The organism is Escherichia sp. Marseille-Q3837, from assembly GCF_916618735.1.
GTDB lineage: Bacteria > Pseudomonadota > Gammaproteobacteria > Enterobacterales > Enterobacteriaceae > Escherichia > Escherichia ruysiae.
In genome coordinates this window covers 718,954-738,716 of the sequence record NZ_CAKAKC010000001.1, presented here as the reverse complement: position 1 = coordinate 738,716, position 19,763 = coordinate 718,954, and the positions used below count along the sequence as shown (strand labels likewise).

The 19,763-nt window shown below is 49.1% G+C and carries 19 protein-coding genes and 2 pseudogenes; 10 read left to right on the top strand and 11 right to left on the bottom strand.

The annotated features are described in order from the left end of the window. Positions 1 to 94 precede the first annotated feature (94 nt). The 4 genes from xylR to xylF all read right to left on the bottom strand — a co-directional run bounded on the left by xylR (position 95) and on the right by xylF (position 5,120). Positions 95 to 1,273: a D-xylose utilization transcriptional activator XylR gene (gene xylR / locus LG381_RS03495; RefSeq protein ID WP_000494491.1), complete on the bottom strand. Its 1,179-nt coding sequence runs from the start codon at positions 1,271 to 1,273 to the stop codon at positions 95 to 97. A 77-nt stretch (positions 1,274 to 1,350) separates the two neighbouring features. Then, positions 1,351 to 2,532 (bottom strand): xylose ABC transporter permease XylH, encoded by a 1,182-nt coding sequence (gene xylH / locus LG381_RS03490; RefSeq protein ID WP_000047001.1) that lies wholly within the window; start codon positions 2,530 to 2,532, stop codon positions 1,351 to 1,353. Further along, positions 2,510 to 4,051: a D-xylose ABC transporter ATP-binding protein gene (gene xylG, locus LG381_RS03485; RefSeq protein WP_105280362.1), complete on the bottom strand. Its 1,542-nt coding sequence runs from the start codon at positions 4,049 to 4,051 to the stop codon at positions 2,510 to 2,512. Before xylG ends, xylH begins: the two co-directional genes overlap by 23 nt. Before the next feature lie 76 nt (positions 4,052 to 4,127). Further along, positions 4,128 to 5,120, bottom strand: a complete 993-nt coding sequence (gene xylF, locus LG381_RS03480) for a D-xylose ABC transporter substrate-binding protein (RefSeq protein ID WP_000694881.1) — start codon at positions 5,118 to 5,120, stop codon at positions 4,128 to 4,130. Between the two features lie 367 nt (positions 5,121 to 5,487). Here xylF and xylA point away from each other — a divergent pair, with 367 nt between their 5' ends. From xylA to LG381_RS03460, 4 genes and pseudogenes are all read left to right on the top strand, one after another. Continuing rightward, positions 5,488 to 6,810 (top strand): xylose isomerase, encoded by a 1,323-nt coding sequence (gene xylA, locus LG381_RS03475; RefSeq protein ID WP_001149550.1) that lies wholly within the window; start codon positions 5,488 to 5,490, stop codon positions 6,808 to 6,810. A 71-nt stretch (positions 6,811 to 6,881) separates the two neighbouring features. After that, positions 6,882 to 8,336 (top strand): xylulokinase, encoded by a 1,455-nt coding sequence (xylB, locus tag LG381_RS03470; protein WP_225762026.1) that lies wholly within the window; start codon positions 6,882 to 6,884, stop codon positions 8,334 to 8,336. Between the two features lie 167 nt (positions 8,337 to 8,503). Continuing rightward, positions 8,504 to 8,845, top strand: a complete 342-nt coding sequence (gene yiaB / locus LG381_RS03465) for an inner membrane protein YiaB (protein WP_010344952.1) — start codon at positions 8,504 to 8,506, stop codon at positions 8,843 to 8,845. Between the two features lie 35 nt (positions 8,846 to 8,880). Next, positions 8,881 to 9,081, top strand: a pseudogene (locus tag LG381_RS03460) (YiaA/YiaB family inner membrane protein); the annotation flags it as partial. A 12-nt stretch (positions 9,082 to 9,093) separates the two neighbouring features. Here LG381_RS03460 and LG381_RS03455 read toward each other — a convergent pair. Further along, positions 9,094 to 10,322, bottom strand: a protein-coding gene (locus LG381_RS03455; protein WP_085959875.1) for an IS3 family transposase whose coding sequence is annotated in 2 segments (ribosomal slippage) — positions 9,094 to 10,007 and positions 10,007 to 10,322 — 1,230 coding nt in all. Because the reading frame shifts where the segments join, the coding sequence is not laid out codon by codon here. An 89-nt stretch (positions 10,323 to 10,411) separates the two neighbouring features. Between LG381_RS03455 and LG381_RS03450 the strand changes: the two are divergent. Then, a pseudogene (locus LG381_RS03450) lies at positions 10,412 to 10,654 on the top strand (YiaA/YiaB family inner membrane protein); the annotation flags it as partial. 41 nt (positions 10,655 to 10,695) lie between these two features. Here the strand turns inward: LG381_RS03450 and LG381_RS03445 are convergent. Further along, entirely contained in the window at positions 10,696 to 11,691 is a 996-nt protein-coding gene (locus LG381_RS03445) for an acyltransferase (protein WP_225762025.1), read from the bottom strand. A gap of 174 nt (positions 11,692 to 11,865) precedes the next feature. On the opposite strand from LG381_RS03445, the gene LG381_RS03440 reads away from it, so the two are divergent. The 4 genes from LG381_RS03440 to hokA all read left to right on the top strand — a co-directional run bounded on the left by LG381_RS03440 (position 11,866) and on the right by hokA (position 15,723). Continuing rightward, positions 11,866 to 12,165 carry a YsaB family lipoprotein gene (locus LG381_RS03440; RefSeq protein ID WP_000980163.1) on the top strand — a complete coding sequence of 100 codons (300 nt, stop codon included), beginning with the start codon at positions 11,866 to 11,868 and terminating at the stop codon, positions 12,163 to 12,165. Positions 12,166 to 12,259: 94 nt separating this feature from the next. Continuing rightward, on the top strand, positions 12,260 to 13,171 hold the full coding sequence (gene glyQ / locus LG381_RS03435) for a glycine--tRNA ligase subunit alpha (protein ID WP_001168544.1): 912 nt from the start codon (positions 12,260 to 12,262) through the stop codon (positions 13,169 to 13,171). Positions 13,172 to 13,180: 9 nt separating this feature from the next. Next, on the top strand, positions 13,181 to 15,250 hold the full coding sequence (gene glyS, locus LG381_RS03430) for a glycine--tRNA ligase subunit beta (RefSeq protein ID WP_021550005.1): 2,070 nt from the start codon (positions 13,181 to 13,183) through the stop codon (positions 15,248 to 15,250). A 320-nt stretch (positions 15,251 to 15,570) separates the two neighbouring features. Then, a complete protein-coding gene (gene hokA, locus LG381_RS03425) occupies positions 15,571 to 15,723 on the top strand; it encodes a type I toxin-antitoxin system toxin HokA (protein WP_001135738.1) in 153 nt (50 codons plus the stop codon). On the opposite strand, the gene LG381_RS03420 is transcribed toward hokA, so the two are convergent. The 3 genes from LG381_RS03420 to LG381_RS03410 all read right to left on the bottom strand — a co-directional run bounded on the left by LG381_RS03420 (position 15,700) and on the right by LG381_RS03410 (position 16,695). After that, positions 15,700 to 15,771 (bottom strand): hypothetical protein, encoded by a 72-nt coding sequence (locus LG381_RS03420; protein WP_212735822.1) that lies wholly within the window; start codon positions 15,769 to 15,771, stop codon positions 15,700 to 15,702. The genes hokA and LG381_RS03420 overlap by 24 nt on opposite strands. Before the next feature lie 140 nt (positions 15,772 to 15,911). After that, positions 15,912 to 16,124 carry an RNA chaperone/antiterminator CspA gene (gene cspA, locus LG381_RS03415; RefSeq protein ID WP_000014594.1) on the bottom strand — a complete coding sequence of 71 codons (213 nt, stop codon included), beginning with the start codon at positions 16,122 to 16,124 and terminating at the stop codon, positions 15,912 to 15,914. A 280-nt stretch (positions 16,125 to 16,404) separates the two neighbouring features. Next, positions 16,405 to 16,695, bottom strand: a complete 291-nt coding sequence (locus tag LG381_RS03410; RefSeq protein ID WP_010344962.1) for an HTH-type transcriptional regulator — start codon at positions 16,693 to 16,695, stop codon at positions 16,405 to 16,407. 432 nt (positions 16,696 to 17,127) lie between these two features. Here LG381_RS03410 and LG381_RS03405 point away from each other — a divergent pair, with 432 nt between their 5' ends. Further along, positions 17,128 to 17,838 (top strand): DUF3053 domain-containing protein, encoded by a 711-nt coding sequence (locus LG381_RS03405; RefSeq protein ID WP_000190517.1) that lies wholly within the window; start codon positions 17,128 to 17,130, stop codon positions 17,836 to 17,838. Between the two features lie 49 nt (positions 17,839 to 17,887). Here the strand turns inward: LG381_RS03405 and ghrB are convergent, their stop codons facing one another. Both ghrB and LG381_RS03395 read right to left on the bottom strand, forming a co-directional pair. After that, a complete protein-coding gene (gene ghrB, locus LG381_RS03400) occupies positions 17,888 to 18,862 on the bottom strand; it encodes a glyoxylate/hydroxypyruvate reductase GhrB (protein ID WP_000805001.1) in 975 nt (324 codons plus the stop codon). A gap of 103 nt (positions 18,863 to 18,965) precedes the next feature. After that, a complete protein-coding gene (locus LG381_RS03395) occupies positions 18,966 to 19,625 on the bottom strand; it encodes an OmpA family lipoprotein (RefSeq protein ID WP_000747625.1) in 660 nt (219 codons plus the stop codon). Between the last annotated feature and the right edge of the window lie 138 nt (positions 19,626 to 19,763).

The window sequence follows — 19,763 nt, the reverse complement described above, 5'->3', positions numbered from 1 at the left end:
GCGCGTCTTATCATGCCTGGCGGGTAGGTCGGATAAGGCGTTCACGCCGCATCCGACAACCACGAAATGTTGCCAGGCGGATTTTCCCCTTCCGCTACAGCATTACCTCGCTATTTACATCGCGATACTCTTTTGGCGTCGTGTCATACGCTTTTTTAAAAACAGAGTAGAAGTATTGCAGCGATGGATAACCGCACATTTGCGATATCTCATTGATCGACAAGGTAGTAGAAATCAGCAGGCTGCGCGCTTTCTCCAGCTTTTCGGCATGAATCATGGCGTGAATAGTTTCACCCACTTCTTCTTTAAACCGTTTCTCAAGATTAGATCGCGATATGCCCACCGCATCCAGAACCTGATCCACTTTAATTCCTTTGCAGGCATGATTGCGGATGTAATGCATGGCCTGAATAACGGCGGGATCGGTCAGCGAACGGTAATCCGTTGAACGCCGTTCGATGACACGGACTGGCGGAACCAAAATCCGCTGCAACGGCATCTCTTCTTTATCTAATAAGCGATGCAAAAGTTTTGCCGCCTGATAGCCCATTTGTCGGGCGCCCTGGGCGACAGAAGAGAGGGCGACACGCGAAAGATAGCGGGTCAATTCTTCGTTATCTATGCCAATCACGCATAATTTTTCCGGTACGGGGATGTGCAGATGTTCGCATACTTGCAGAATATGCCGCGCCCGGGCGTCAGTGACGGCAATAATTCCTGTTTGCGGTGGCAGCGTTTGCAGCCAGTCTGCCAGCCGATTTTGCGCATGTTGCCAGTTCTCTGGTGCGGTTTCCAGCCCCTGATAAACCACACCTCGGTACTTCTCTTCAGCCACAAGCTGGCGAAAGGCATACTCGCGTTCGGCGGCCCAGCGTTTGCCGCTCGGCTCTGGCAGACCATAAAAAGCAAAGCGGTTAACGCCTTTCTCTTTTAAATGCAAAAATGCGCTTTCAACCAGCGCGTAGTTATCGGTGGCAATGTAATGTACGGGCGGATAGCTTTCTGCCAGGTGATACGAGCCACCAACGCCAACAATAGGGACGTTGACATCAGCCAATGCTTGCTCGATTTGTTTATCGTCGAAGTCGGCGATGACGCCATCTCCTAACCAGTCCTTGATTTTATCAATGCGGGCGCGGAAATCTTCTTCAATGAAAATATCCCATTCCGATTGCGACGCCTGTAAATATTCCCCTACACCTTCTACTACTTGACGGTCATAGGCTTTATTAGCATTGAACAGCAACGTGATGCGATGACGTTTAGTAAACATGGTTCTTTTCCTGCTGAATCATGTAAAAACTCAAAACCGGTAATACGTTACCGGCTTTGAGAAAATTTTTATCAAAGTCAGGAACGGCGTTTGGTTGCGGAGTCCATCCATACTGCCAGCAACAGAATCGCACCTTTGACGATATACTGCCAGAAGGTCGGTACATCCATCATACTCATACCGTTATCTAGTGAAGCCATGATGAATGCCCCCATTACTGCTCCGGCAACACTTCCCACACCGCCTGCCAGACTAGTACCACCAATCACGCATGCTGCAATTGCGTCCAGCTCGGCGATATTCCCCGCAGAAGGTGAACCAGCGCCAAGTCGAGAACTAAGAATTAACCCGGCGATGGCTACCATCAAACCGTTGATAGCAAACACAGCAAGTTTTGTTCGTTCAACGTTAATCCCGGATAGCCGTGCCGCTTCCAGATTACCGCCAATAGCGTAAATGCGTCGCCCAAAAGCTGTCCGTGTTGCCATAAACATTCCACCGAGTAACAGCAACGTCAGCAGTAGAACAGGAGTAGGAACGCCACGGTAATCATTTAGCAGCCAGATTGCACCTAAAACAATAATAGCCGTTAATGCCTGGCGACCGACCACCGCTGTAGATGCCGGAGACTGCAAACCCAAAGCCTGACGGCGCATTCTTCCGCGCCATTGCCAGCCGACAAAAGCCATTAAACCAAGCGCGCCGATGATGAAACCGGTACTTGCTGGTAGATAGCTTTGCCCAATTTGTGACATCGCGGCGCTGGTGGGGGAAACGGTCGTGCCGTTGGTGATACCAATAAGGATGCCGCGAAATGCCAACATGCCTGCCAGGGTGACAATAAATGACGGGACTTTGCGGTACGCGACCCACCACCCATTCCACGCTCCGAGAAGCAGCCCCAGAACCAATGTCACAATGATAGTGAGCGGCAGCGGCCAGCCCAACCAAACGTCGCAGATAGCGGCGACCCCGCCTAATAGCCCCATCATGGAGCCGACCGAGAGGTCGATTTCAGCAGAAATTATGACGAACACCATACCTACCGCGAGAATGCCGGTAATTGCGGTCTGGCGCAGCAGGTTGGAAACGTTACGGGCGCTTAAGTAGGCGCCATCGGTGGTCCAGGTAAAGAACAGCATGATTGCGATGATCGCTGCAATCATCACGAAGACCTGTAAATTCAGTGACTTAAGCCAAGAAAAGCCACCGGATGTCGGTACGGCTAATTTCACTTCAGACGGATTGCTTTTCGACATGATGTTCGCTCCTCAATGCGGCTTCCATCACCTGCTCCTGAGTCAGGTTATGATTTATCAGGTTGGCTTTTAGTTTTCCTTCATGCATCACCAGCACACGATCGCTAAGGCCGAGTACTTCAGGTAGTTCAGAAGAGATGACAATAACGGCAATACCTTGCTGGACGAGTTGGTTAATTAATTTGTAGATCTCGTATTTCGCGCCAATATCGATACCCCTGGTGGGTTCATCAAGAATAAGAATGCGCGGGTTAAGTAATAGACAGCGAGCGAGGATCGCTTTTTGCTGATTGCCGCCGCTCAAACGTCCAATAGCAAGGTCGGGGGACGACGTTTTAACTTTGAGTTGCTGGATGGATTCCAGAATACATTTTTGCTCTGCGGCATCATCAAGCTGGCTGATCCCTCCGGTAAATTTATTGAGTGCGGCGAGGGTAATATTTTTACCAACTGCCATTACCGGAACGATGCCATCGCGCTTTCTGTCTTCTGGCACCATCGCAATACCCTGGGCGATCGCTTGCTGGCAGTTGCGAATATCCACCTGTTTGCCGTCAATATAGATTTTCCCTTCCCACTGTCCGGGCCAAACGCCAAACAGGCATTGAATGGTTTCGGTACGCCCGGCGCCGACCAGTCCGGCAATACCCAGTATTTCACCGCGTTTCAGAGAAAAAGAGACATCGTTAACCCGTTTAATATGGCGATTAACTGGATGCCATGCCGTCAAGTGTTCAATACGTAATATTTCATCACCCGTGATATGCGGTTCGTTAGGGTAAAGTGCCGTTAATTCTCGCCCTACCATCATAGTGATAATATCGTCTTCGCTCATTCCGGCTGCATCACGTGTTCCTATATGCTGACCGTCGCGAATAACGCAAATCGTATCGGAAATTGCTTTAACTTCGTTGAGTTTGTGCGAAATATAGATACAGGCGATACCGTGTTGTTGCAGATCGCGAATAATATCCAGTAAAACCGTGGTTTCCAGCTCGGTTAATGAGGCTGTCGGTTCATCGAGAATTAATAAACGCACCTGCTTATTTAGCGCCTTGGCAATTTCAACCAGTTGTTGTTGCCCAAGCCCTAAATCGCCAACGCGGGTATCGGGTGAAATGGATAAACTGACCTGTGCTAATAGCTTCTGGCAGCGTAGCGTCATCTGGTCATAATCCATAATGCCATTATGGGTTATTTCGTTACCCAGGAAGATATTTTCCAACACGGTCAATTCTTTCACCAGGGCTAATTCCTGGTGAATGATGGCGATGCCTTTGCGTTCGGTATCGCGGATGTGACTTGCCTGAATCTCTTCGCCAGCAAAAATAATTTCGCCTTCGTAGGAGCCATGAGGATAAATTCCACACAGCACTTTCATCAGCGTTGATTTACCAGACCCATTTTCCCCACAGAGTGAGACGATTTCGCCAGCGTTTAGCCGCAAGCTGACGTTATCTATCGCCTTCACGGTGCCGAAGGTTTTGGTAATGTTCTTCATTTCAAGTAGATAAGACATAACGACTCCACCTAAGCCAATCAGTTCACGCGGCATGGAGAGAAATCACGCCCCGGTCAGCGCCGGGGCGTGATGCTTAAAGCTCGCTCTCTTTGTGGAAACCGTCTTTAATTACCGTATCTTTGATGTTGTTTTTATTAACATCGATTGGTGTCAGCAGGCGGGATGGAACATCTTTCAGACCATTATTCAGTGTGGTATCTGCTTTTGGTTCCTGACCATTGCCCAACTCAACGGCAATTTCTGCGGCAGTATTTGCCAACAACGTAATGGGTTTATACACCGTCATAGTTTGCGTACCGGCAGCAATACGTTTTATGCCCGCGAGATCCGCATCCTGGCCGGAAATTGCCACTTTGCCTGATAAACCTTGAGCACTTAATGCCTGAATCGCCCCGCCAGCGGTAGCATCGTTTGAGGCAACAACCGCATCAATTTTGTTATTGTTGGCAGTTAGCGCATTTTCCATAATTTTCAGCGCATTTTCTGGTAACCAGCCATCAACCCATTGGTCGCCAACGACTTTAATTTTTCCTGAGTCAACATAAGGTTTTAATACTTTCATTTGCCCGGCGCGGAATAGCTTGGCGTTGTTATCGACCGGGGAGCCACCCATCAGGAAATAATTTCCTTGTGGGACGATATCAACCAGGGCTTTTGCTTGCAGTTCGCCGACTTTTTCATTATCGAAAGAAATATAAAAATCGATATCTGCATCATTAATCATGCGGTCGTAAGCTAATACTTTTATACCTTCTTGTTTGGCTTCTTTTACAACGTTACTTAATACCTGACCGTTATACGGAATAATGACAAGAACGTCGACGCCCCGGTTAATCATGTTTTCAATCTGCGACATTTGGGTTTCTTCATTGCCATTCGCAGATTGTACAAATACTTTTGCACCGAGAGATTCTGCTTTTTTAACAAAGATATCCCGATCCTTTTGCCAGCGTTCAAGACGGAGATCATCAATCGCCATTCCTATTTTTACTTCTTTGGCGTGCGCCGCGACGTTAGTAAGCAGAAGTGAGGTGCAAAGGGTGAGTAAAATGTTCTTTATTTTCATGATTCAGAGGCCTTCTGTTGTTAGAGGACAGCTTAAAAAAGTAACAATCACCGCGATAAACGTAACCAATTTTTAGCAACTAAACAGGGGAAAACAATTACAGATTTTTATCTTTCGATTACGATTTTTGGTTTATTTCTTGATTTATGACAGAGATCTTACTTTTGTTGATTAATTGTACTTGTTGCATTTTTCTATTCGAGAAATCACCCGGTTTCATCATTCCATATTATTTTTGCGAGCGAGCGCACACTTGTGAATTATCTCAATAGCAGTGTGAAATAACATAATTGAGCAACTGAAAGGGAGTGCCCAATATTACGACATCATCCATCACACGCGGCATTACCTGATTATGGAGTTCATTATGCAAGCCTATTTTGACCAGCTCGATCGCGTTCGTTATGAAGGTCCGAAATCCTCTAACCCGTTAGCATTCCGTCATTACAACCCCGACGAACTGGTGTTGGGCAAGCGTATGGAAGACCACTTGCGTTTTGCCGCCTGCTACTGGCACACCTTCTGCTGGAACGGGGCGGACATGTTTGGCGTGGGCGCGTTTAATCGTCCGTGGCAGCAGCCTGGCGAAGCCCTCGCGCTGGCGAAGCGTAAAGCCGATGTCGCATTCGAGTTTTTCCACAAACTACATGTGCCGTTTTATTGCTTCCATGACGTGGATGTTTCCCCGGAAGGCTCATCGTTAAAAGAGTACATCAATAACTTTGCGCAAATGGTCGATGTGCTGGCTGGCAAGCAAGAAGAGAGCGGCGTGAAACTGCTGTGGGGAACAGCCAACTGCTTTACTAACCCTCGCTATGGCGCAGGCGCGGCGACGAATCCAGATCCCGAAGTCTTTAGCTGGGCAGCTACACAAGTTGTTACCGCGATGGAAGCAACGCATAAACTGGGTGGTGAAAACTATGTGCTGTGGGGCGGTCGTGAAGGTTATGAAACTCTGTTGAATACCGATCTTCGTCAGGAGCGCGAACAGCTTGGTCGTTTTATGCAGATGGTGGTTGAGCATAAACATAAAATCGGTTTCCAGGGCACGCTGCTTATCGAACCGAAACCGCAAGAACCGACCAAACATCAATATGATTACGATGCCGCAACGGTTTACGGCTTCCTGAAACAGTTTGGCCTGGAAAAAGAGATTAAACTGAATATTGAAGCGAACCACGCGACGCTTGCGGGGCACTCTTTCCACCATGAAATTGCCACAGCCATTGCGCTTGGTCTGTTCGGTTCTGTCGATGCTAACCGTGGCGACGCGCAACTGGGCTGGGATACTGACCAGTTCCCGAACAGCGTGGAAGAGAACGCGCTGGTAATGTATGAAATTCTCAAAGCAGGTGGTTTCACGACCGGTGGTCTGAACTTTGATGCCAAAGTACGTCGTCAGAGCACTGATAAATACGATCTGTTCTACGGTCATATTGGGGCGATGGATACGATGGCGCTGTCACTGAAAATTGCAGCCCGCATGATTGAAGACGGCGAACTGGATAAACGCGTAGCACAACGTTATTCCGGCTGGAATAGTGAACTGGGTCAGCAAATCCTGAAAGGTCAAATGTCATTGGCTGATTTAGCAAAATATGCTCAGGACAACAATCTGGCGCCGGTGCATCAGAGTGGACGCCAGGAGCAACTGGAAAATCTGGTAAATCATTATCTGTTCGACAAATAACGGCTAATTGTGCAGTCCGCAAGCCCGGTTATCGGTAGCGATACCGGGCATTTTTTTAAGGAACAATCGCTATGTATATCGGGATAGATCTTGGCACATCGGGCGTAAAAGTTATTTTGCTCAACGAGCAAGGTGAAGTGGTCGCTTCGCAAACGGAAAAACTAACCGTTTCGCGTCCGCATCCACTCTGGTCGGAGCAAGATCCGGAACAGTGGTGGCTGGCGACTGGTCGCGCGATGAAAATCCTGGGTGAACAGCATTCTCTGCGAGACGTTAAAGCATTGGGTATTGCCGGGCAAATGCATGGTGCTACTTTACTTGATGCTCAGCAGCGGGTGCTACGTCCCGCCATTTTGTGGAACGACGGGCGCTGCGCGGAGGAGTGTGCTTTGCTGGAAGCGCGAGTTCCGCAGTCGCGGAATATTACAGGCAACCTGATGATGCCCGGATTTACCGCGCCTAAATTACTGTGGATTCAGCGAAACGAGCCAGAGATATTCCTTCAGGTAGACAAAGTATTATTGCCGAAAGATTATTTGCGTCTGCGGATGACGGGAGAATTCGCCAGTGATATGTCTGATGCAGCCGGCACCATGTGGCTGGATGTCGCAAAGCGTGACTGGAGCGATGTTATGCTGGAGGCTTGCCAGTTATCTCGAGATCAGATGCCAGCATTATACGAAGGCAGCGAAATTACCGGCACTTTGCTACCTGAGGTTGCAAAAGCGTGGGGAATGAATGCAGTGCCGGTTGTTGCGGGCGGCGGCGATAATGCGGCTGGCGCGGTTGGTGTGGGTATGGTTGATGCCAACCAGGCAATGTTATCGCTGGGGACTTCAGGCGTTTATTTTGCGGTGAGCGAAGGTTTCCTAAGTAAGCCGGAAAGTGCCGTACACAGCTTTTGCCATGCTTTACCTGAGCGTTGGCATTTAATGTCTGTGATGCTGAGTGCGGCGTCGTGTCTGGACTGGGCGACGAAATTAACCGGTCTGAGCGATGTCCCCGCTTTAATTGCCGCAGCTCAGCAGGCCGATGAGAATGTCGATCCTGTCTGGTTTTTGCCTTATCTTTCCGGCGAGCGCACGCCGCACAATAATCCACAGGCAAAGGGCGTTTTCTTCGGTCTGACCCATCAACACGGCCCCGCAGAACTGGCTCGCGCGGTACTGGAAGGCGTGGGGTATGCGTTGGCGGATGGCATGGATGTCGTACATGCCTGTGGCATTCAACCGCAAAGCATTACACTGATTGGTGGCGGAGCGCGTAGCGAGTACTGGCGTCAGATGCTGGCGGATATTAGCGGTCAGCAACTGAATTACCGCACGGGGGGGGATGTGGGGCCAGCATTAGGCGCAGCAAGACTGGCACAGATTGCGGTAAATCCAGATAAATCTCTCATTGAGTTGTTGCCGCAACTTCCTTTAGAACAGTCGCATCTGCCGGATGCGCAGCGTTATACCGCTTATCAGCCACGACGTGAAACGTTCCGTCGCCTCTATCAGCAACTTCTGCCGCTAATGGCATAATATTTCCCCCTGCCTTATGTGGCGGGGGATAATCTCCATCTATATATATTTAGAATATATTAATTTTTTATATGAATTTATTCTGAAAATCATTTGTTAATGGCATTTTTCAGTTTTGTCTTTCGTTGGTTACTCGTAATGTATCGCAGGTAGATATGGAGATCGTTATGAAAACCTCAAAGACTGTAGCAAAACTATTATTTGTGGTCGGGGCGCTGGTTTATCTGATTGGATTATGGATCTCATGTCCATTGTTAAGTGGTAAAGGCTATTTTCTTGGCGTGTTAATGACGGGGACTTTTGGTAACTATGCATATCTGCGCGCAGAAAAACTTGGGCAACTGGATGATTTGTTTATCCGCATCTGCCAGTTGGTAGCGTTAATCACCATCGGTCTCTTGTTTATCGGTGTTTTAAACGCACCTATCAATGCTTATGAAATGGTGATCTACCCCATCGCCTTTTTTGTCTGCTTGTTTGGTCAAATGCGAGTATTTCGCTCGGCATAAAGCTCTTAAGCTTCAGGAATGAAAGGAAGTCAGTGATGGAAAACAAAATATCAACCTATTCTCCGGCATTCAGTATTGTGTCATGGATAGCTCTCGTTGGTGGTATCGTTACCTATCTGTTAGGGCTATGGAATGCAGAGATGCAGTTAAATGAAAAAGGATATTATTTTGCCGTACTGGTATTAGGACTGTTTTCTGCAGCGTCTTATCAAAAGACCGTTCGGGACAAGTATGAAGTGGATTTGCCCCTATATTTCCAGACACCTGTTATCACTTAACCCATTACTGGCTTGCTGCCGTAGATATTCCCGTGGCGAGCGATAACCCAGTGCACTATGCGGATGCCATTCGTTATAATGCTCGAATGCCTCTGCAAGGTTCTTTGCTGCCGTTAACCCGTCTGGTTTGGGCATGACACTGATGTAGTCACGCTTTATCGTTTTCACGAAGCTCTCTGCTATGCCGTTACTCTCCGGACTCCGCACCGCCGTGTTCTTCGGTTCAAGCCCCAACATCCGGGCAAACTGCCGTGTTTCATTAGCCCGGTAGCATGAACCATTATCCGTCAGCCACTCTACTGGAGACGCCGGAAGCTCGTTGCCGAAACGGCGTTCCACCGCTCCCAGCATGACGTCCTGTACTGTTTCACTGTTGAAGCCGCCCGTAGTGACCGCCCAGTGCAGTGCCTCACGGTCACAGCAGTCCAGCGCGAACGTGACTCGCAGTTTTTCTCCGTTATCACAGCGGAACTCGAACCCGTCAGAGCACCATCGCTGATTACTTTCTTTCACAGCCACTCTGCCGGTATGTGCCCGTTTCGATGGCGGTACAGCGGGTTTTCGCTCAAGCAACAGCGCATTCTGGCGCATGATCCGGTAAATACGTTTGGCATTGATCGCAGGCATACCATCAAGTTCGGCCTGTCTGCGAAGCAGCGCCCATACCCGACGATAACCATATGTGGGCAGCTCTCCGATAACATGGTGTATACGGAGAAGCACATCCGTATCATCTGAGTGACGGCTGCGGCGACCATCTTTCCAGTCATCGGTTCGTCTGAGAATGACGTGCAACTGCGCACGCGACACCCGGAGACAACGGCTGACTAAGCTTACTCCCCATCCCCGGGCAATAAGGGCGCGTGCGCTATCCACTTTTTTGCACGCCCGTATTCAACGGCTTCTTTAAGGAGTTCATTTTCCATCGTTTTTTTGCCGAGCAGGCGCTGGAGTTCTTTAATCTGCTTCATGGCGGCTGCAAGTTCAGAGGCAGGAACGACCTGTTCTCCTGCGGCCACAGCAGTAAGACTTCCCTCCTGGTATTGCTTGCGCCAGAGAAATAACTGGCTGGCTGCCACACCGTGTTGCCGGGCAACAAGGGAGACTGTCATTCCCGGTTCAAAACTCTGCTGAACAATAGCGATCTTTTCCTGTGTAGTACGCCGTCTGCGTTTCTCCGGTCCTAAGACATCAATCATCTGCTCTCCAATGACTAGTCTAAAAACTAGTATTAAGACTATCACTTAAATAAGTGATATTGGTTGTCTGGAGATTCAGGGGGCCAGTCTATGAAGGCATACCGACCACCTCCATTTATTATATGACCTGCCTGACTGTGTTTATTATCTCTGTTGCATTACTGATGGTAGGTCTGTGGAATGCGACGTTATTACTCAGCGAAAAAGGCTTCTATGGTCTGGCCTTCTTTTTAAGCTTGTTTGGTGCAGTAGCGGTGCAGAAAAATATCCGTGATGCTGGGATCAACGCACCAAAAGAAACGATGGCTGCGCAGGAAGAATATAGCGAATAATCTACGTAAGCCCGGTCAGTCCAGTGTGACCGGGCTTTTACTTAACTTACTAATCTGTTTTTATCGATTCGTTGTACCAGTACAGAAAGCAACAAGCTTGCTGCCAGCGTCGCGCAAAAGATCCAAATAATATCCAGTATTGGCCAGTTTTTAAGCTCAATACCACTGGTGCGCAGTGCATGGATAATCAACGCGTGGAACCCGTATATACCCAGAGAATGACGGGATATCAGCCCAAGTCCGCTAATAGTGCGCGTATCCAGTGTATTTTTTACCAGAGTCAGTAACGCAATTGCGCAAATAAAAACTATCGGCCCACAGTAAAGATACCAGGTATCAGCAAAGTTTCCGCGCCACTGTAATTCATATAATGTCCCGCGAGAGATAATAAATACCCCGGCGATAAACAGTGCGGCGCTCATCCACGACAGTGGCTTGTGTTGCGTGTCCATCATCCCAATGGCGCGGCCCAACATGCCATACAGGATGTAGTAAAAAGTATCGCCATTGATATATAAGTTAATTGGTAGCCATTCAAAACCGTCGATCTTCTGTGGCACTGTGTTTGGGTTGGCGATGATGCCAATCACCACCATTAGCACCAACAACATTTTACCGCCGACGTGCTTTACCTGAATCAGCGGCGAAACCAGATAAATCACCGCAATCGCGAAGAAAAACCATAAGTGATAAAACACCGGCTTTTGTAGCAGGTTTTTCAGCGATATCTCCACATTGATGGAAGTAAACAGTGCAATGTAGAGCAGCGCAACTGCGCTATAAAACAGCAGGCATAAGACGATGCGCAAGAAATTGCGCGGCTGGGCGCTGCGTTCGCCAAAAAAGAGATAGCCGGAAATCATGAAAAATAGCGGTACGCTGACACGAGAGGCAGAATTTAGAATATTCGCGATATCCCAGGTGATAGGGCTAACACTATGGGCATTGGTCACATACCAGGTAGTGGTGTGAATCATCACCACCATTAAACACGCTATCCCTCGCAGGTTATCAATCCAGTAAATTTTGGGCTGCATCTGTGTCTCTGTATCTGGTTAAAAAAAGTCTGACTGATAAATCATTCGGTTGGTGCACTGGAATAATCTGAGTTTTATCACTACAGCTTATAGAGGCTTGAGGAAATTCGTAAGATATCAGCCACTATACCGATATAAATAATAAGACTCACCTGCAAACCAGACGGTAATTTAATGATGATGAACTCTTTCTTTCCGGTAATGGCGCTTATGGTGTTAGTAGGATGCTCAACAACGCCACCCGTACAGAAAGCACAACGGGTAAAAGTTGATCCGCTGCGTTCGTTGAATATGGAAGCCTTATGCAAGGATCAGGCAGCAAAACGTTATAACACCGGCGAGCAAAAAATCGACGTCACCGCATTTGAACAGTTCCAGGGGAGTTACGAAATGCGCGGCTATACCTTTCGGAAAGAGCACTTTGTCTGTTCTTTTGACGCGGATGGCCATTTTTTGCATCTTTCCATGCGTTAAGCCCTGCTTTTTCCCGTTTCGTACTGTATATCTTCCATCCAGCGGGTATACTGATCCCTTCCTTTAAATCCACACGTATCCAGCACGAAATAATATGCAAAAGTTTGATACCAGGACCTTCCAGGGCTTGATCCTGACCTTACAGGATTACTGGGCTCGCCAGGGCTGCACCATTGTTCAACCATTGGACATGGAAGTCGGCGCGGGAACCTCTCACCCAATGACCTGTCTGCGCGCGCTGGGGCCAGAACCGATGGCGGCTGCTTATGTCCAGCCTTCTCGTCGCCCGACCGATGGTCGCTACGGCGAAAACCCCAACCGCTTACAGCATTACTATCAGTTCCAGGTGGTGATTAAGCCATCGCCGGACAATATCCAGGAGCTGTACCTCGGTTCTCTAAAAGAGCTGGGCATGGACCCGACTATCCACGATATTCGTTTCGTGGAAGATAACTGGGAAAACCCGACGCTGGGTGCCTGGGGGCTGGGCTGGGAAGTGTGGCTGAACGGCATGGAAGTGACGCAGTTCACTTACTTCCAGCAGGTTGGTGGTCTGGAGTGTAAACCGGTTACCGGCGAGATCACCTATGGTCTGGAACGTCTGGCGATGTACATTCAGGGCGTAGACAGCGTTTACGACCTGGTCTGGAGCGACGGCCCGCTGGGTAAAACCACTTATGGCGACGTGTTCCATCAGAACGAAGTGGAGCAGTCCACTTATAACTTCGAATACGCGGACGTGGACTTCCTGTTCACCTGCTTCGAGCAGTACGAGAAAGAAGCGCAGCAGCTACTGGCGCTGGAAAATCCGCTGCCGCTGCCTGCCTACGAGCGTATTCTGAAAGCCGCCCACAGCTTCAACCTGCTGGATGCGCGTAAAGCCATCTCCGTCACTGAGCGTCAGCGTTATATTTTGCGCATTCGCACCCTGACCAAAGCAGTGGCAGAAGCATACTACGCTTCCCGTGAAGCCCTCGGCTTCCCGATGTGCAACAAAGATAAGTAAGAGGCGGCTATGTCTGAGAAAACTTTTCTGGTGGAAATCGGCACTGAAGAGCTGCCACCAAAAGCACTGCGCAGCCTGGCTGAGTCCTTTGCTGCGAACTTTACTGCGGAGCTGGATAACGCTGGCCTCGCACACGGCACCGTTCAATGGTTTGCGGCTCCGCGTCGTCTGGCGCTGAAAGTGGCTAACCTGGCGGAAGCCCAGCCTGACCGTGAAATCGAAAAACGCGGCCCGGCGATTGCCCAGGCTTTCGACGCCGAAGGCAAACCGAGTAAAGCAGCAGAAGGCTGGGCGCGTGGTTGCGGGATCTCCGTTGACCAGGCCGAGCGTCTGACTACTGACAAAGGCGAATGGCTACTGTATCGCGCTCATGTGAAGGGCGAAAGCACCGAGGCACTTGTTCCGAACATGGTAGCCACTTCGCTGGCGAAACTACCGATCCCGAAACTGATGCGCTGGGGCGCGTCTGACGTGCACTTCGTGCGTCCGGTGCACACCGTAACTTTGCTGCTGGGCGATAAAGTCATTCCGGCAACCATTCTGGGTATTCAGTCCGATCGCGTAATTCGTGGACATCGCTTTATGGGTGAGCCGGAAATTACCATCGACAATGCCGATCAGTATCCGGAAATTCTGCGCGAGCGCGGGAAAGTCATCGCCGATTACGAAGAGCGTAAGGCGAAGATTAAAGCCGATGCTGAAGAAGCGGCGCGTAAGATTGGCGGTAATGCTGACTTAAGCGAAAGCCTTCTGGAAGAAGTGGCTTCGCTGGTTGAATGGCCGGTTGTTCTGACCGCGAAATTCGAAGAGAAATTCCTCGCTGTGCCGTCTGAAGCACTGGTTTATACCATGAAAGGTGACCAGAAATACTTCCCGGTGTATGCGAACGACGGCAAACTGCTGCCGAACTTTATCTTCGTTGCCAACATTGAGTCGAAAGATCCGCAGCAAATTATCTCTGGTAACGAGAAAGTCGTTCGTCCACGTCTGGCTGATGCCGAGTTCTTCTTCAACACCGACCGTAAAAAACGTCTTGAAGATAACCTGCCGCGCCTGCAAACCGTGCTGTTCCAGCAACAGCTGGGGACGCTGCGCGATAAAACTGACCGCATTCAGGCTCTGGCTGGCTGGATCGCTGAACAGATTGGCGCTGACGTTAACCACGCAACTCGTGCTGGGCTGCTGTCCAAGTGTGACCTGATGACCAACATGGTCTTTGAGTTCACCGACACCCAGGGCGTTATGGGTATGCACTACGCGCGTCATGATGGTGAAGCGGAAGATGTCGCGGTGGCGCTGAACGAGCAGTATCAACCGCGCTTTGCCGGTGATTCCCTGCCGTCTAACCCGGTAGCCTGTGCGCTGGCGATTGCTGACAAGATGGATACCCTGGCGGGCATCTTCGGTATTGGTCAGCATCCGAAAGGTGATAAAGACCCGTTTGCGCTGCGTCGTGCGGCGCTGGGCGTGCTGCGTATTATCGTTGAGAAGAACCTCAATCTTGATCTGCAAACGCTGACCGAAGAAGCTGTGCGCTTGTACGGTGATAAGCTGACTAACGCCAATGTGGTGGATGACGTTATCGACTTTATGCTCGGTCGCTTCCGCGCCTGGTATCAGGACGAAGGTTACACCGTCGACACCATCCAGGCGGTACTGGCGCGTCGTCCGACTCGTCCGGCAGATTTTGATGCCCGCATGAAGGCGGTATCGCACTTCCGTACCCTGGAAGCAGCGGCAGCACTGGCGGCGGCGAACAAGCGTGTATCTAACATTCTGGCGAAATCAGACGAAGTGCTGAGCGATCGCGTGAATGCCTCCACCCTGAAAGAGCCGGAAGAAATTAAACTGGCGATGCAGGTAGTTGTATTGCGCGACAAGCTGGAGCCGTACTTCGCAGAAGGTCGTTATCAGGATGCGCTGGTCGAACTGGCTGAGTTGCGTGAACCGGTTGATGCCTTCTTCGATAAAGTGATGGTAATGGTCGATGACAAAGAACTACGTATCAACCGTCTGACCATGCTGGAAAAACTGCGCGAATTATTCCTGCGTGTAGCGGATATTTCTTTACTGCAGTAATAACTCCTTTATTAAAAAGTCTGCCAGATGGCAGACTTTTTTTTCACTAAATAATACAGCTACCTTTAATAATCTTCTGCTGAATAAAAATCATCTCATATATTAATTTTATGATATTTTTTCGGAATTTATTAAGGAGAGGAAAAGAGGTTATTACGCTAAAATAAGTCTGGGTGCTTGAGACTGTTTGTCTCAGGTATTCACCAAAAGGCAGACAGAGAAAAGCCCCACCTGACTATAAATCAAAGTGAGGCTGCCCTATGCCTGAACACCATAAGGTTAGCCTCTTACTCGTTGGAAATCAACACAGGAGGCTGGGAATGCCGCAGAAATATAGATTGCTTTCTTTAATAGTGATTTGTTTCACGCTTTTATTTTTCACCTGGATGATAAGAGATTCACTGTGTGAATTGCATATTAAACAGGGAAGCTATGAGCTGGCGGCATTTTTAGCCTGCAATTTGAAAGAGTAAGAGTCTTTGGCGGGAAATTATTCCCGCCTTTCTTACGGCGTTGCGCATTCTCATTGCACCCAAATTTATTCTTTATAAAAATAATAATAGATTGTATTACGCGATCGATTATTTATTTCCTGAAATAACAAATAAAAAAATCCCCGCCAATTGGCAGGGATCTTAGATTCTGTGCTTTTAAGCAGAGATTACAGGCTGGTTACGTTACCAGCTGCCGGGCCTTTAGCGCCGCTTTCGATGGTGAAGGACACTTTCTGACCTTCGTCCAGAGATTTGTAACCATCGTTCTGGATAGCAGAGAAGTGTACGAACACGTCTTTAGAGCCATCGTCAGGAGTGATGAAGCCGAAGCCTTTGTCAGCGTTGAACCATTTTACGATACCAGTCATTTTACCGGACATAGTGTATTACCTTTAATAATTAAGTGTGCCTTTCGGCGATATGGCGTGCTTTACAGATTTTGAAGCGTTAAAGGAATGTGCACTACGAGGGGTATCAACGATAACTCTTGAAGGGACTTGCCTTACTACACTGCTTTAATGGTCTGTACGTCAAACCGTTGATGTGCATTAAGCCACGCATTGAATGGTGATGCAACAATTATTTTCCATATTTATGATTAATTGGTCGGAAAACGGTCCTGTCATCAGGACCGTAAACATCAATACAGTGGATAAAAGTCTATTCCATCAACTGTTTACTTAATGCTGGGTTGGCCTGGATCAGGCGCATCAATTTTAGTTCGGCACTGGAAGGCTTTACGCGTCTGGACTCCCATTCTTTCACCATGGCTACTGATACGCCCAAAACCCGGGCGAAATCATCAATTTTTAACCCTGTCCCTTTACGTAATTGCTCGATTTCGGTACAAGGCGTTGTTCTGTGCGTCAGGGTAATCTTTTGCGTTTCATCTTTAAAAACAATTTGTTCCAGGCTACTCAACAGCTCATGCATTGGATCTTTATATTCCATTGAAAACTCCTCAAATCACACTGCGGGATCGTGAATTTCATCGAAGCTCATTAAGAATAGTCGGGAAAAGCAGACACAGCGGGGAGAAACCCGTGAGTGATTTAAGTATGATTCGATTCAGCTACTAAGTTGCCGTGACTTATAGTCGTCTAACGATATGATTAATGCCGAAATATTTCTCAGCGTCCTGGGATTGTAAAGATTCCGAAAATTTGGCCTACCAAGAGAAGGGATGAGCTGACCACAAAAACGCAATAGCAATGTCTGTTTTTAACAATAAAACAACAAATTAACTCTTCTTCATTTTCTACATCATTTTCCCAGGAAGATTATGCATAAAGGGTATCCTGTAAGCCTGTCCTGGACTATCCTTGTCAGCGTCAGACACGCGTGTGTCGTTGTGCGCTTTTTTTGGGTGAAAGGAGTAAGAAAATGGCGACAGGAAAGTCCTGCTCTCGCTGGTTTGCGCCTCTTGCGGCGTTATTAATGGTAGTTAGCCTGAGTGGGTGTTTTGATAAAGAAGGCGATCAGCGTAAAGCGTTTATCGACTTCCTGCAGAATACAGTGATGCGTAGCGGTGAACGTCTACCAACCCTGACTGCCGATCAGAAAAAACAGTTTGGTCCTTTTGTCTCTGATTACGCGATCCTGTATGGCTATTCCCAACAGGTTAATCAGGCGATGGATTCCGGTCTGCGTCCGGTTGTAGACAGCGTTAACGCGATTCGCGTACCACAGGATTACGTCACGCAAAGTGGTCCACTGCGTGAAATGAACGGATCTCTTGGCGTACTGGCGCAACAATTGCAAAATGCGAAGTTGCAGGCCGATGCTGCGCACTCTGCGCTAAAACAGACCGATGACCTGAAACCGGTCTTTGATCAGGCATTCACTAAAGTAGTGACGACCCCAGCTGATGCGTTGCAACCGCTGATTCCTGCGGCTCAAACGTTCACGCAGCAACTGGTGATGGTGGGGGACTACATCGCTCAACAAGGTACTCAGGTGAGCTTTGTCGCGAATGGCATCCAGTTCCCGACTTCACAGCAGGCGAGTGAATATAACAAACTGATTGCGCCATTACCGGCACAGCATCAGGCGTTTAATCAGGCCTGGACCACGGCAGTCACTGCAACCCAATAAAGAGTAAAAGCCCGAACGGTTATCGGGCTTTTCTCCACGCAGTCGCGGCTTAGTCCGCGACGTGCGGATTCACACAGTTCTTCTCAACCTTCCCCTGCAACGCATTAATCAAATTATCCACGGCACAGGCAGCCATGCCATAACGCGTCTCATGGGTGGCTGAACCAATATGTGGTACTGCAACGACATTTGTCATTGAGAGCAACGGCGAATCTACTGGCAATGGCTCTTGTTCGAAGACATCCAGACCAGCGGCGTGAATTTCCCCTTTCTGCAACGCCGCAATCAGTGCATTTTCGTCAACTACCGGCCCACGCCCTGCATTAATGAAAATGGCGGAGGATTTCATTTTGGCGAATTGTTCTGCGCCAAACAGGTGATGAGTTTCTTCAGTTAGCGGCAGGATCAGGCAAACGAAATCTGATTCTTGTAACAGCGTATCCAGATCGCAGTAGCGGGCGTTAAAGCGTTCCTCTGCTTCTTTATGGTGGCGGCGCGCGTTATAGAGAATTGGCATATTGAAGCCAAAGTGCGCGCGCTGTGCCAGGGCCATGCCGATCCGTCCCATCCCGACAATGCCCAGTGTTTTATGGTGAACGTCAACGCCGTACCAGTCCGGGCCGATATTGGCGGTCCATTCGCCAGCTTTTACGCGTTCCGCCACTTCCACAATCCGACGCGCTGTACACAGCACCAGCGCCATCAGCGTATCGGCGACGGTTTCCGTTAACACGGTTGGCGTATGCATCAGCAGGATTTTTCGAGCGTTAAGCGCATCGACGTCGAAATTGTCATAGCCGACGGAGACAGTTGAAGTGGCACGCAGTTTTGGCATTTTTTCCAGTAATGCGGCATCAACATTCTCGTTTGAACCCAGTAAACCTTCAGCTTCGGCAAAAATCGCCGCGTTTTGTTCAATGGTTTGTGGATTAAGGTCTGCTACCTGGTGAACGGTGAAATGCTCTTGCAGGCGTTGCAGTAGATCATCAGGTAAGGCTTTGTAGAGGATAACGGACGGCTTCATTCTTCTCTCCATTCACTGATAAGGCGATCACCTTAGCCTGAAATATGATGAAGGAAAACTGAAGAATGCCAGGTGATTTCTGCATCACCCGGCATGAAAGGGATTAGAGCGGGCTTAAAGTGATTTCTACACGGCGGTTTTGCGCCTTACCTTCAGCGGTGCTGTTGCTGGCGATCGGATTAGCCGGGCCAAGACCCTGAGTACGGATGCGGCTGGCGTCCACACCCTGGGTGATCAACGCGCTGGCAACGGAATCCGCACGCTGCTGGGAGAGACGCATGTTCAGGTCGTGACCACCCGTGCTGTCGGTATAACCAATCACGTTAACTGCCGTTTTTGGGTACTCTTTCAGCACCATTGCCACGCCAGTCAGCGTGTTAGCACCGGCCGGTTTAAGGGTCGCGCTGCTGCTGTCAAAGGTCACATTGTTCGGCATGTTAAGGATAATGTTGTCCCCGCTGCGGGTTACGCTAACGCCGGTGCCGCGCATTTTGTCACGCAGCTTCGCTTCCTGTACATCCATGTAATAACCCACGCCACCGCCCAGTGCCGCGCCTGCTGCTGCGCCAATCAGCGCGCCTTTACCGCGATCTTTCTTCGAAGAAGAGAGCGCGCCAATACCCGCGCCAACGAGAGAGCCCAGACCTGCGCCGATAGCAGATTTGCCTGCTTCACGTTCGCCGGTGTAAGGGTTAGTTGTACAGCCAGATACCGCCAGAGCGCCGCTCACGACGGCAGCAATAAGATAAACACGTTTCTTCATTGTTAATCCTTAATAACCTTTTTATTCTTGTTCACGGGTGCCGTGGCGGGAGATTATGCCGTGTGAACATGAAGATTATTCCTGGGAATACTCGGAAATTTGTAAGTAATATTTAACTGCCCAATACATCTAACCTTT